General features: G+C 49.9%; 9 protein-coding genes. 2 read left to right on the top strand and 7 right to left on the bottom strand.

The genetic code is table 11. The annotated features are described in order from the left end of the window. Window positions 1-51: 51 nt before the first annotated feature. Window positions 52-1,392 (bottom strand): TolC family protein, encoded by a 1,341-nt coding sequence (locus B5M13_RS14570; RefSeq protein ID WP_080056370.1) that lies wholly within the window; start codon window positions 1,390-1,392, stop codon window positions 52-54. A 285-nt stretch (window positions 1,393-1,677) separates the two neighbouring features. On the opposite strand from B5M13_RS14570, the gene B5M13_RS14565 reads away from it, so the two are divergent. After that, on the top strand, window positions 1,678-3,420 hold the full coding sequence (locus tag B5M13_RS14565; RefSeq protein WP_080056369.1) for a glutamine--tRNA ligase/YqeY domain fusion protein: 1,743 nt from the start codon (window positions 1,678-1,680) through the stop codon (window positions 3,418-3,420). Window positions 3,421-3,860: 440 nt separating this feature from the next. On the opposite strand, the gene B5M13_RS14555 is transcribed toward B5M13_RS14565, so the two are convergent. From B5M13_RS14555 to B5M13_RS14545, 3 genes are all read right to left on the bottom strand, one after another. Beyond that, a complete protein-coding gene (locus B5M13_RS14555; RefSeq protein ID WP_245860011.1) occupies window positions 3,861-4,346 on the bottom strand; it encodes a YybH family protein in 486 nt (161 codons plus the stop codon). 87 nt (window positions 4,347-4,433) lie between these two features. Continuing rightward, the gene (locus B5M13_RS14550; protein ID WP_080056367.1) at window positions 4,434-6,140 is read right to left on the bottom strand and encodes a M14 family metallopeptidase; all 1,707 of its coding nucleotides are present in this window, start codon (window positions 6,138-6,140) and stop codon (window positions 4,434-4,436) included. Between the two features lie 157 nt (window positions 6,141-6,297). Beyond that, window positions 6,298-7,878 carry an amidase family protein gene (locus B5M13_RS14545; protein WP_080056366.1) on the bottom strand — a complete coding sequence of 527 codons (1,581 nt, stop codon included), beginning with the start codon at window positions 7,876-7,878 and terminating at the stop codon, window positions 6,298-6,300. Window positions 7,879-8,175: 297 nt separating this feature from the next. Between B5M13_RS14545 and B5M13_RS14540 the strand changes: the two genes are divergently transcribed. Further along, complete coding sequence (locus tag B5M13_RS14540; protein ID WP_080056365.1) at window positions 8,176-9,765, top strand: serine hydrolase domain-containing protein; 1,590 nt, start codon at window positions 8,176-8,178, stop codon at window positions 9,763-9,765. Between the two features lie 89 nt (window positions 9,766-9,854). On the opposite strand, the gene B5M13_RS14535 is transcribed toward B5M13_RS14540, so the two are convergent. From B5M13_RS14535 to B5M13_RS14525, 3 genes are read right to left on the bottom strand one after another with little or no spacing between them, the layout of a single operon-like run. Further along, window positions 9,855-12,095 carry a xanthine dehydrogenase family protein molybdopterin-binding subunit gene (locus B5M13_RS14535; protein ID WP_080056364.1) on the bottom strand — a complete coding sequence of 747 codons (2,241 nt, stop codon included), beginning with the start codon at window positions 12,093-12,095 and terminating at the stop codon, window positions 9,855-9,857. Continuing rightward, entirely contained in the window at window positions 12,092-13,117 is a 1,026-nt protein-coding gene (locus tag B5M13_RS14530) for an FAD binding domain-containing protein (protein WP_080056363.1), read from the bottom strand. The genes B5M13_RS14535 and B5M13_RS14530 overlap by 4 nt, the downstream gene beginning before the upstream one ends. Next, window positions 13,114-13,653, bottom strand: coding sequence for a (2Fe-2S)-binding protein (locus tag B5M13_RS14525; protein WP_080056362.1), 540 nt, complete (start codon window positions 13,651-13,653; stop codon window positions 13,114-13,116). Before B5M13_RS14525 ends, B5M13_RS14530 begins: the two co-directional genes overlap by 4 nt. Between the last annotated feature and the right edge of the window lie 50 nt (window positions 13,654-13,703).

Below are 13,703 nucleotides of genomic sequence, written 5' to 3'. Positions count from 1 at the left end.
TTTTCGCGTCAGCCTGCCGTAAACCGAATACCGTAAACGGATATATCGTTCTTAAAATTGAATAACCCCAAGTGACCGCTGAACGTCCAGCTTACTAATTAATACCTGATACAGTGCATTGAACAGATTGAGTCGGGCTGTTCGGAGATCGGTTTCGGCAATGGTCACATCAAGGAAGGTTTTTACCCCGGAGCGGTATTGCAGGTTGATAATCCGGTAGACATCCTCCGCCATCGTCAGGTTTTCCCGCAAAGCCAGGTAGTTGGCCAGATTCCCTTTGTAGTTGGACAGCGCCTGTGCATACTCTGCATCGACCGAACTGGTGAGCGCGGCTAAATCCCATTGCAACCGTTGTACCTGCAACTCAGCGATTTTGGTCTGCTGAATCCGACGCCCCCCCTGAAAAATCGGCAACGCTACCGATAAGCCGATCAGTGAATTCGGGAATACCATGCCAAAGAGTTGACCGAAGGAATTGTTCTGATACAGCAGGTTATAATTACCAAAGGCCGCTACGTTAGGCAAATACGCCCAGCGCGTGTATTTTACATTAGCATCCAGTAACCGGCCCTGGGTCAATAGCTGCTGGTATTCGATACGATTCTGCGGATTGACCAGTTGAAGGGTATCCAGATTGGCGTCATTTACCAGTTGCAGCGTATCGTAAGCTACATTGAGTGGCGTATTCGGCGGATACCCCATCAGTTGCTTCAATGTCTGGTATTTAGCCCCAACCAGGTCCCGGTATTGTTTTTGCTGAGCACGGGTGTTGTTAAGAGCAATAGCTGCCCGTTGCGGGTCTGTTTTATCGACGATTCCACTCTGGTATTGATTGGTGGCATCCTGAAGACTTCGCTGTAACCGAGCAATATCGACACTCAGAATATCGACCTGACGCTGGGTCAGTATTACATCGTAAAAGGCCTTGCTAACATTGACGACCACATCGATTTTGTTACGAACCGTATTCTGGGTAGCCTGTACCCGATACGCATCCGCCGTCTGATTAGCGAGCAGTAAATCCCGATTGAAGATATTCTGAGTCAGCGACAGCGATGCCGTCGATGTATTTTTAGCCCCGATTACCCGAGGTACAACTTCGCCCGTGGTTGGGTCGGGAAAGAGTGTGGCGGGTTGTTTCAGGTAATGCTGTAGGCTATAACCTGCCGAAACTTGTGGATACCAGGCCGACAGACTACTCTGAATCGTTCGCTCGGCAATTTCCTGGTCTATAACGGATTGTCTGACTGTCGGCTGGTGACTTAATGCGTATTGAATACAGTCGGCCAGATAGGCCTGTCGAGCCAACGAGTCCGTTGTTCTCTGAGCAAATCCATAATTTGATACGAAACACCCAACCGCAAAAAGAAAGCCGATAAACGTTTTTTTCATAAATCGTAAGCCTTGAGCACCGTTGTTGGCTGACAGAAAACGGCGTACTCACTGCAACAACTCGTTCTGACAGCCATTTTGTTCGCTCATTAATAATAAATTAACGAGCGGCTACTACCTACTTAAGTAGTTTTTCCATAACCCTGTTAGCGAAAATTCAGGGCTTTTTGGTACGTTGCTTCTGGCACCCAAGCTACTCTCTGGAACGCAATTGATAACGGTTCTGTTTGCCAAACCCGGTCAAAGACCGTAATTTCGGGCTTTTATCAAGTGTGAAGTAACGACATGGCGGAAGCAACGAAGGAACCCGAAGAATCTCTTGCCGGTGAGAACAACTCCTCTGACCGCAATAATGCAGGAAACTCTCTCAATTTTATTGAACAAATTGTTGAAGACGATTTAGCCGCTGGTAAAAACGGTGGACGCATTCACACCCGTTTTCCACCCGAACCCAATGGCTACCTGCACATTGGTCACGCCAAATCCATCTGCCTTAATTTTGGCCTGGCCGATAAATACGGTGGACAGACCAATCTACGCTTCGACGATACCAACCCCGTTACCGAAGACACTGAATATGTTGATTCGATTAAGAACGATGTGCGATGGCTGGGCTTCGAGTGGGAAAATGAGTTCTACGCTTCCGATTACTTCAACCAGCTTTATCAATTTGCCGAAACACTGATTCAGAAAGGCTTAGCTTATGTAGACGACTCGACCTCGGAAGAAATTGCCGCCCAGAAAGGTACACCAACCGAACCAGGCCGGATGAGTCAATACCGTGACCGGAGTGTAGATGAAAACCTCGATCTGTTCCGGCGCATGAAAGCGGGCGAATATGCTGACGGTGCGAAAGTACTGCGGGCGAAGGTCGATATGGCCTCTCCCAACATGCACATGCGCGATCCGATCATCTACCGCATCAAGCATGCGCATCACCACCGGACGGGCAACGCCTGGTGTATTTATCCAATGTACGACTTCGCCCACGGGCAATCGGATTCGATTGAGCATATTACACATTCGCTCTGCACGCTGGAGTTTGAAGTACACCGTCCACTATATGAATGGTTTATCGACCAGTTGAACATCTTCCCATCCCGACAAATTGAGTTTGCCCGGCTCAACCTGACCTATACGGTTATGAGTAAACGGAAGCTCAAGCAGTTGGTCGAAGAAGGCCACGTGAGCGGCTGGGACGATCCACGCATGCCAACCATTGCTGGTATTCGTCGTCGGGGCTACACCCCTGCCAGCATTCGCGAATTTGCCGACCGCATTGGTATCGCCAAACGGGATAATCTGATCGATGTGGGCCTTCTGGAGTTCTGTATCCGCGAAGAGTTGAACAAGACCACGCACCGCGTGATGGCTGTACTGGACGAGAAACCGTTGAAACTGGTCATTACCAATTATGAGGTCGGTCGGGAAGAAATCATGCACATCGAAAACAATCCCGAAGATCCCAGTGCAGGTGAGCGGGAGGTTCCGTTCAGCCGGGAAGTATATATCGAACGGGATGATTTCATGGAAAACCCGCCGAAGAAATTCTTCCGGCTATTTCCGGGCGGCATGGTTCGGCTGAAAGGGGCTTACATCATCAAATGTGATGAAGTTGTCAAAGACAATGCGGGTGAGATTATCGAACTACGGTGCTCATACATACCCGAAAGCCGCAGTGGTTCGGATACATCGGGCATTAATGTCAAAGGCACTATCCACTGGGTCTCGGTACCGCACGCCGTCGAAGCGGAAGTTCGGCTGTATGACCGGCTTTTCTCGGTCGAAAACCCAGCCGCCGACGAACGCGAATTTCGCGAATTATTAAACCCCAATTCGCTGGAAGTGGTCCGCGCATTTGTCGAACCAGCATTAGTCGAAGCCGCTCGTTCAGGGGCTATCCGCAATTTCCAGTTCATACGCAAAGGCTACTTCGTGCTCGACTCTGACTCTACTACCGACAAACCTGTCTTTAATCGAACCGTTACCCTGAAAGATAGCTGGGCGAAGGAAGTAAAGAAGGGGTAAGACGGAAGACGTGAGGTTCGGAAAGGCAGTCTGTGATTTTCAAATAAGAAAATTGATCATCTGGAGAAGCTAACCCGATTTATAACCGTTTGCCGAACGTGCTCAGGCAGATAATACTAAATTCCGGTATTACTGCCTGAGCACTGATTAGGTTGAGTCAATAAATTATCTGCTCTCACTATGTCTACTATCCGCAAGTCCAGCAATCCTGATGATATTCATGTTTATGATAAGGAATATTGGTGGGCCAAAACTCCGGAGGAACGATTAGCTGCTGCCTTAAAATTGATTCGTCGAGCCAAAGCAATTTATTACGCAAATCCTGCTAACCCACCCTTAAGTAATGGAGGACAAGTACTTAAATCTGATAAGCCTATTATACGCCGAAAATTGACCGTTTTTTATTCTCAAAACATACCTGATAAACAGAATAATTCCGATCACTTCCCGCAAGCGGCACTGCCGGTACAGCTTAAACTCACAAATAATTCGGAGCGAATTTTCCAGCCTGAGTCAGTTTTGCGCCACATTGCCAGGTAGGTCCCTGTGATGAGTTGAATGCCGTCTGATCGGCGGAAGCGGCCTTCCCAATGCCCATGTTCGGCAGCGAATGGACTGGTTGTACTGATATCGATGCGTTCGGTGTACCGAACATATCCCAGAAACGCCGGGTCTTTAAATTGAACGGCTACCGACGCTAGTACCGAATCCCGGCCCGACACATGCGAACCACTTCCCCGCGTCACGTCTATTTCCGGCAACATCGTTTGCCCAAACCTATTGAGATCTTTTGCCTGAATAGCCTGATTCGACTCCGTCCGCAACGACCGAATGGCTGCGACATCCGACGACGATGGTTTAGTCTGGGCAACTAGAGTAAGCGAAATCAGGCCAAACAACCAGAAACAAACTAAGAAACGGCTCATTAAGCTCATCTTGTTTTACTTTTCGAGAGGCTGTACAGGATTGTTTTTTCGATAATAATCCTGTACAGCCTCTCGAAAACGATTTTACTAATTTATCCGGTAAACTGGATAGCGGTTATGCGTTTTCTCGTAATACGGTGTTTGCTTGTAAATAAATTCCAGTTGCGCATTGGCGTTTTCGGCGAAGGCTTTGTCAATAGCACGTTTCTCGTCCAGTTGCTTTCGTAAAATCGGATTTTGCTTCAGCAGGTCGGCGGCTGTGTCTTCAAATATATAATTCGAAAAATATTCCTTCTGGTCCAGAATACTATCGAAAAAATTCCAGGCAAAAAATGAGTCAACGCCCTGTGGTTCAAGCGTTTCGACAATGTACCGATTCGCTACTTGTGTGGTCGGGACTAGAAAATCACCTTTATAAAATTGAATTGTTTGTGTGTCTGTCCGCACGTTTACGCCCGAATGCGGGTAGTGGCCTTCGTAGGGACGCTGTGGAGTCCTGAAATCCGTGATGTAATAGGCAGCGACCTTTATTAACGTATCCTTTGCCAATGGCGTCAACGTCACCCCATTGCGCTTTAACTCACCAACGATCTCAGTCCATCCCTGCGAAATCACATAAGTCCGAGGTTTATCGACTTGTGCCTCGACAGCGAAGGTGTTCCAGTAAGGCACCCGCTTCATGAAGGGTTTTGTCCGGTCGTAATAAAGTCGTTTCAGACCCGATACCTCGCTGGGTTTATAGGCAGCCGCATAGCCCAGAAACGTAACCGAATCGGTCTTACTCCGATCCAGTTTATAGCTAAGGGGAAAGGTTTTCTGCTGACGTACGGCTTCATCGGCCCGTTGTCGATTCGTCAAAATCGTTTTGGCCTCACGATCACACAGCCACATGACTTCTTCATCGAACACATACGATGCCTTGACACGGGCCGGAAAGGGTTTCCACATATGTGTTTCCAGCGTAAACCCGAAGCAGTTAAACAAAGCAGCATAGCCCGTCGAATAACGGGGCGAGTCGTTATACCCAATTAGACCGCTCTCCGGAGTATCGCCTGCATGATTCACATAGGGAGCAGACGGAAATCCTTTAGCCGTTAGTTGCTTATCTAACGCTGGCTGAAACGACTGAACCATATAGCCCGACACTAACGGATGAAGCTTATCTTTCTGCGTCGCAAAATACGTCAGCACATGCTGATAGTCTGCGCCATCGCTCGTATGGTTATCAATAAATACCTGTGGTTTTAGCCACTGGAACATCGACTGAAAAGCCCGCGTATTCTCGGCTTCCGCTTTTATAAAATCGCGGTTGAGATTCAGGTTACGGGCATTTCCCCGAAACCCATACGATTCTGGCCCGTTCTGGTTTACCCGCGAAACACCCCGATTCAGGCAGCCACCCACATTGTAGACCGGCACAATGGCCACCAACACATTTTGGGGAAGCTTATTGGCTTTCAATAAGTTACGCGCCAGCATCATGCAGGCATCAATTCCTTCTGGTTCGCCCGGATGGATACCATTATTAATCAGCAAAGTTACCCGGCCAGGTCGGGAGGCAAATTGTTTATCAGCTGCTAACAGGAACAAATGCAAAGGCTTACCAATGTCCGTTTTCCCGATTTCAATCAATTTAGCCTGGTCATACTGCTGATCCAACTGCCGATACCAACGGATGATTTGCTCATATGTTGCCGTCTGATTACTATCTCGTTCAAACGGGGTAATCAGTTGCTGTGCATTTGAAACCGCTGACAGAAGAAGTATGAAAGCCAGAATAGATAGTTTAGTCATGAACGATTGTTTTCCAGAATCTAAAATTGAATAGAATCTCAAAAATAGACCCGCCAGAGGGCACCAGATTTTCATGTTTGTTAGAATTTTATCTATACAGATCCTAATAATCAGGAAATTCTGGCGCTCCCTGGCGGGTCTATATGGCGTAAAGGTTTTATGTTCTTGCTACTTTCCGCTTCTTCTTTGACAAAACGGGTGTGCTTTCGGGTGGGCGCCGATGATGCGTGGCCTGCTCATAAGCGTAACCCAGCCGAATGAGGGTTGGCTCACTAAAGGGGCGCCCGAAGAATTGCAAACCAGCGGGTAAATCAGTATACGTAAAACCCATCGGTACTGAAAAAGCAGGGAAGCCGGTTGGTGGTGAAAGGGCATTGTTATTCGTACCCGACGGCGTATTCAAATCACCGAGTAATCGGGGAGGATAACTGAACGACGGATACACCAGCGCATCGACACCCGTCGAATCCATGGCCCGAAGAAGCAGTTTACGCAATCGCTCCCGCAAGGCCAGGTTTTTCTCCCATCCTTTATGGGCTTCCGGTGCCAGGGTGTCCTTGTCTGAATCCAGCAGCGTTTTTTCAATACTCGGATGAAATTGCCGCGACTTAATGATAGATGTCAGCGATTTGTGCGGAGCATTGGGCCCCAGATTTGCCAGATACACGTTGAAATCGCGACGAAGCTGCGGAATTGTATCGAACTGTTTATTGATGGTGTCCAATTCAGGCACACGTACCGAGTCGATTACCGTAGCCCCAGCCGCTCGTAGTTCGTCCAGAGCCTTATTGAAGAGGGCATATACCTGCGGGTCCGAATTTTTGGGAGTACAAAGCTGACGGAATACGCCGATCCGAGTCCCTTTCAGACCATTTTTATCCAGATACTGCCGATACGAGACGGGTATCTTCCCTTCGCTCCGTCGGGTTACGGTATCCGCCTTATCGTAACCGGCTATCACGTCCAGTACCCGCACGGCATCCTCAACTGTCCGGCAGATCGGCCCACCCGTATCGTTTGTCAGCGCCAACGGGGCAATCCCATCCCGACTAACCAACCCCAGCGTTGGCCGAAAACCCACCAGACTTTGGTGCGAGGATGGCCCCCGAATCGAACTGCCCGTATCCGTTCCGAGGCCAATGGTGCCAAAATCGGCAGCTACCGCAGCGGCTGTTCCCCCGCTCGACCCTGCCGTTGTCCGTTTTGTATCGTATGGATTTCGGGAATAGCCAGGCAAAATCGAACTTACCGACACCTGCCCCGAGGTCGCAAACTCCGCCAGATTCGACTTGGCAATGATAATAGCCCCGGCTTCCCGAATCCGCTTGACGACAAACGCATCTTTTGGCGGAATCGACTTTTTCATAGCCAAAGTCCCGTTGGTGGTAGGCATGTCGAAGGTGTTGTAATTATCCTTTACAATCACCGGAATCCCATGCAAAGGCCCAACAAACTTCCCGGTCGCTTTGTACAACGAATCAAGTCGGCGGGCTTCCGCCAAGGCTTTAGGATTCACCATAATAATCGCATTGAGAAATGGGCCTTGCTTGTCATAAGCCTCAATACGATCTAGGTAAAGCTGGACTAGTTCAACAGCCGTCAGCTTACCTTTTTGCATGGCCGTATGTAGCTGATCGATGGTAGCCTCCTGCACGTGTTTTGGCTTGAACGATTGCGGACGGGCTACTATTGTAAGCAGAAAAAGAGGTAAAAAAAGAGGAAGGAATCGGTTTGGCATTTTCAATGATGAGTGAAGTGGTTACGGCTATATGGTCCCCCAATTAATCTCTGGCAAAACAGAGATTTACCCGAAGGGCTGCTATAAAAATACCCTGAATCGAAAAACAATCAACCACTTCCCTCAAAAAATCCAACATTCCATTTAATTCAGCACGTTTAATTTTTCGGCTTCACTCTCTGGCATTTATTTTCCCCACCCTTAATAGTAATTTCCCCCTAACTAACTGCTTTTGGGTTTGCACTACCTGATCGATCTATAACACTAACTTTCCGTTCAAACCGCTTAGGCAAAACCATGAATTTAAATCGTAGAGATTTCCTGCAACAACTTGGCTTCGGCGCGGCTGGTTTGCTGATTGCCAGCAATCTACCAACAGCGAGCTGGGCTTTACCGACCAAAACGGGTAAACTCCCCAGGAGCCTGCCCGAAGCTCAGGGCGTATCGCCCAGTGGGCTTCTGGATTTTCTGAATGCCATCGAAAGCCAGAAACTCAATGTTCACAGTGTCATGGTACTGAAACATGGTCAGGTTGTAGCCGAAGGCTGGTGGGCACCGTATGCTCCTCAGTTTAAGCATACTCTGTATTCGCTCAGTAAAAGCTTTACGTCGACCGCAGTTGGTATGGCCGTGGCCGAAAAGCGGTTTACGGTCGAAGATAAGGTGGTAAAGTTTTTCCCCGATGATGTGCCAGCGACGGTCAGCGCTAACCTGTCGGCTATGCGCGTAAAAGACTTGCTTACCATGTCGACCGGGCACGACAAGGATACGACGGGCGCCCTTCGCGGTGGCGATGCATCCTGGGTAAAATCGTTTCTGGCCCAGCCTGTTGAACATGAACCCGGAACGTTCTTCGTTTACAACAGTGGCGCTACGTACATGCTCTCGGCCATTGTGCAGAAGGTGACGGGGCAAACCGTATTGGAGTATCTGAAGCCGCGTCTGTTCGGGCCATTGGGCATTGAAGGCGAAGACTGGGAGGTTTCGCCACAGGGTATCAATACCGGCGGTTGGGGGCTGCGGGTACGAACCGAAGATATTGCCAAATTCGGGCAACTGTATCTCCAGAAAGGCATGTGGAATGGCAAACGACTGATTCAGGAATCGTGGATCAACGACGCAACCAAAGCCGAAGTCCAATCGAAAGGGGGAAAAGGGGATGCCAGTGTCAACGACTGGATTCAGGGGTACGGTTATCAGTTCTGGCGGTGCCGGAACGATGCCTACCGGGGCGATGGAGCCTATGGCCAATACTGTATCGTGCTGCCGAAAGAAGATGCCGTAATTGCAATGACCTCCGAAACAGCCAATATGCAGGCCGTGCTGGATGCCGCCTGGAATCATATTTTACCAGCCCTGCACGGAACGAATATGGCATCGGCCAAAACACAACAACCCGCTCTGACAAAGAAGTTAACAGCGTTAACCTTATTACCTGAACCTAGCCAGCCCGCTTCTACAGTATTCAGCCAGATCAGTGGCAAGACCTATGCTATAGCCGATAACCCGCTGCATGTCAAGGATGTATCGTTGACGTTCGGGAAAGACGGGTGCATTTTTAAACTTCAGGACGATAAAGGGCCTCATCAGGTTCTTTGTGGAGTAAACCGATGGGTCGAAAGCACGACTACCTTTGCCATAGCCCCACTGATGCTGACACCAACGCCTGTTCCGGGCGGTGAAACCCGCAAAGTAGCCGGTTCGGGAAGCTGGCAGGATACCAATACCTTCGTCATGGTTTGGCGGTTTATTGAAACAGCCCATTACGACACTGTTACCTGTCGATTTGGGTCAGATGGCGTTCAGGTTGAATTTCAGAGCAGCCTGAGTATTCTGGCAAAAACGAAAGACAAACGGCCCATTCTGGAAGGGAAAGCAGTCGCTTGATTTTTCCTGAAACCCCTAAATCGCCTAAGGGGACTTTATCTACTTGTGAGCAAAGTCCCCTTCAGGCGATTTAGGGGTTTCAATTCTATTCACAGCAACCGATCCAGCGTAATGGGTAGGTCTCTTACCCGCTTGCCTGTTGCGTGGAAGATAGCATTCGCTATGGCGGCTGGCATGGCTACGATCCCAATTTCGCCAAGCCCTTTGATACCCAGCGGATTTACAATGGTGTCATCTTCTTCGACGAATATGACATCGAGATCATGAATATCGGCGTTGACGGATACGTGGTATTCGGCCAAATTATGGTTCATGAATCGACCGAAGTTGTGGTCCAGCACGCTTTCTTCGTGAAGTGCTTTGCTGATCCCCCACACCATGCCGCCCAGAATCTGACTTCGTGCTGTTTTCGGATTCAAAATTCGCCCCGCAGCTATGGCGCTAACAGCGCGGGTCACTTTAACCGTTCCCAACACTTCATCAACCATAACTTCAACGAACGCTGCCGAATGCGTTGCGCGGGCATAGTCTTTTTGCTTCAGCGCATTCGGTAACCCCGTTGAGGTTTCCCGAACAGCCTTACCCCCATTCAGATCAACCAGCGTTTGGAGCGAAACGGCCGTTGATGGATCGTTTTTGAGCCGTAACTGCTTATCGACAAACTCAACATCGTCCCATTTCGCGCCTTTGAACGGCGAACCTGACAATTTCTTCGCCAACCCCAGCAGCGATTTGCCAACGGCTTCACAGGCCGAGTGAACAGCCATACCGACCGTAGCTGCCGTCCAGGAACCGCCCGAAATTGGTGCCACCGGAAAATCCGTGTCGCCCAGCTTGAATAGAACATCTTCAACCGGCAAGCCAAGGGCATCGGCGGCAATCTGCGTCATGATGGTATAGGTTCCCGTACCAATGTCGGCAGTTGCGCTGCTTACCCATAACTTACCATTGACCAGCAAAGCTGCTTCGGCACGGGCGGGCATCTGGTTAGCCTCCCAGATTCCGGTAGCCATGCCCCAGCCAATCAGGTTATGCCCTTTTTTCATCGAACCAGGCTCAAACTGACGTTTCGACCAGCCAAATCGCTCGGCTCCCTGCCGGAAACATTCCCGGAGTTCTTTGCTCGAAAACGGCTTTTTGGTGTTGTAGTCCAGGTCAGTATAGTTTTTCAGCCGGAGTTCCAGCGGGTCCATGCCCAATTCATAGGCCAGTTCATCGACGGCTATCTCCAGCGCCGACATCCCCGTTACTCCACCCGGCGCCCGCATGTCCAGTGGCGTATACACGTCTAGCGGCACCAGTTTATAATCCTGCGTAACGTTCTCTGGCGGATAGATCATACCACCCCAGTTTGTTACGATTTCAGTATAGTCTTCAAAGCGAGAGGTTTCTCCCCGTGCATCGTGATATAGCGCATTCAAAGTACCATCGGCGGTAGCACTAAGTGCAACATTTTGCACGGTAGCAGGTCGATGGCCAAAGGTAAACATCTGCTGGCGGGTGAGCGTTACACGTACCGACCGTTTCAGTTCGAGCGATGCCATAACGGCCATAAATAACTGATACTGTGGCCGCAAACCAGAGCCAAATCCACCACCCATGTAGGGCGATAGCACCCGTATATTTTTGAACGGAATATCAAACACCTGTGAAACGTACAGAATGCTATTCGTTACACCCTGAGTTTTATCATAAATCGTCAGCTTAGGTTCCTTTCCACCTTTTTCATAGACAACTGTACTGGCAAACAACTCCATTGGGTTATGGTGTTCGGCCGCATGGATATACCGTCCATACATTTTGACGGGCGATTCCTCATACACTTTATTGAAATCGCCACGGGGTTTGGGTGGTGGTGGTTTCAACAAATCGGCCATACCATGCTTTTGCGGTCGGGCGCGGTGCAGATTTGCTTCCAGACTGGTTTCGTGCGATTCTTCTTTATACTCAACCCGAATCAGCGAAGCGGCATAGCGGGCAACTTCAAACGTTTCGGCTACAACCAAGGCAATGGGTTGGCCACTATACTTAATAGTCGCATCCTGCAAGGGCCGGAACGGTGAACCCGGTGGCGCATCCTGATCTTTATAGCTGATGTCGAACCAGGCCAGTTTAGGCCGGTTTTCATGGGTAAATACCTGCAAAACGCCATCCAGACGCAGGGCTTCGCTGGTATCGATGCGGGTAATTGTCCCTTTTGCAATAGCCCCCGATACCACGTACCCATAGGCCAGATCCGGCACCTGAAACTCAGCGGCATATTTTGCTTTTCCGGTCACTTTATCCCGACCGTCGACACGGTTAATGGGTTTTCCAATTGCCTGACTCATTCGGTTGGTTCGAGTTTAGCGGCCTGCCCCAGTGCGCGGACAATGGCCCGTTTTGCCAGTTCTATTTTAAATGTATTCGCCCCGTACCCCTGAGCCCCGGCCAGCAACGCATCGGCAGCTGCCTGAAACGACTCGCTGGAAACGGGTTTGCCAACCAGCAAATCCTCAGCTTCGGGTTTGCGCCAGGGTTTATGAGCTACGCCACCGAGGGCAATGCGGGCATCCGAAATCGTATCGCCCTCCAGTTCCAGCGCAGCCGCAACCGATACTAGTGCAAACGCATAGGAAGCCCGGTCACGCAGTTTCAGGTACATATGATTTTTTGGAAAGCCATTCGGGGGTAAGTCGATGGCCGTTATAAGTTCATCAGATGCCAGTGAATTGTCGATATGTGGCGTGTTGCCGGGCAATCGGTGAAAATCGGCGAAGGGGATAGTTCGCTCACCATATTTGCCGGTTACCCGTACCACAGCGCCTAAAGCGGCCAACGCGACACACATATCGGATGGATGAGTAGCAATACACTGCGGCTCGGCTGAGGTTCCGTCCTGATCCAGCAATTGCGTCCCTAAAATGGCATGGATTCGATTGAAACCATTGATGGCCGAGCAGCCCGATCCTGGTTCCCGTTTGTTGCAGGGAGTGGCCACATCATAGAAATAATAACAGCGGGTTCGCTGCATCAGATTCCCCCCATTAGTCGCCATATTCCGAAGTTGCGGAGAAGCCCCGGCCAGAATAGCCTGAGACAGAAGCGGATACCGTTTCTGAACATGCTTGTCATAAGCCGTATCGGCATTGGTTACCAATGCCCCCAGCCGCAACCCACCGTCAACGGTTTCGGTGATACTGGTCATGGGCAAGCGGGTAATATCGATCAGCCTGGAAGGGTGTTCTACTGTTTCCTTCATCAAGTCGAGCAGGTTTGTTCCTCCTGCAATGAACTTGGCGCCCGTTTCAGCTACGCGTTCATTGACAGCGTGCTCAACCGAGTCAGCGCGGGTGTAGGTAAAACTATTCATACGGCCTGCTGATTTATGACTTCCTCAATTGCCTGTACAATGTTGGTGTAAGCCCCGCAACGGCAAATATTACCGCTCATGAGTTCACGGATATCGGCGGTTGTTTTAGCCTGTCCTTCGTTGAGGAGCCCTATCGCCGAGCAAATCTGTCCGGGCGTACAATAGCCGCATTGGAATGCGTCGCAGTCGATAAACGCTTTCTGAATCGGGTGGAGGCCATCAGGCGCATCTGTGGCCATTTGTGCAACGCCTTCGATGGTAGTAATCGACTTACCTTCCTGCATAATAGCCAAGGTCAGGCAGGAGTTAATGCGTTTCCCATCGACCAGAACCGTACAGGCTCCACATTGGCCGTGATCACAGCCTTTTTTGGTGCCGGTCAGGTCCATGTACTCGCGTAAAGCATCGAGTAAAGACGTCCAGGGAGAAAGTTGTAATTGAGCTTCGGTACCGTTGACGGTAAGCGTAACGGTATGTGTGGGCGGCAAAGAAGGTATATACGTATCCTTCGGAGGAGCTTCGGCAATAAGCGACATAACGTTCCAGAATAAGTGTACTTCCAGAACTATATGTACTTGGGGTTGTT

Source organism: Spirosoma aerolatum, from assembly GCF_002056795.1.
GTDB classification, from domain to species: domain Bacteria; phylum Bacteroidota; class Bacteroidia; order Cytophagales; family Spirosomataceae; genus Spirosoma; species Spirosoma aerolatum.
This window is presented reverse-complemented; position numbering and strand designations above follow the sequence as displayed.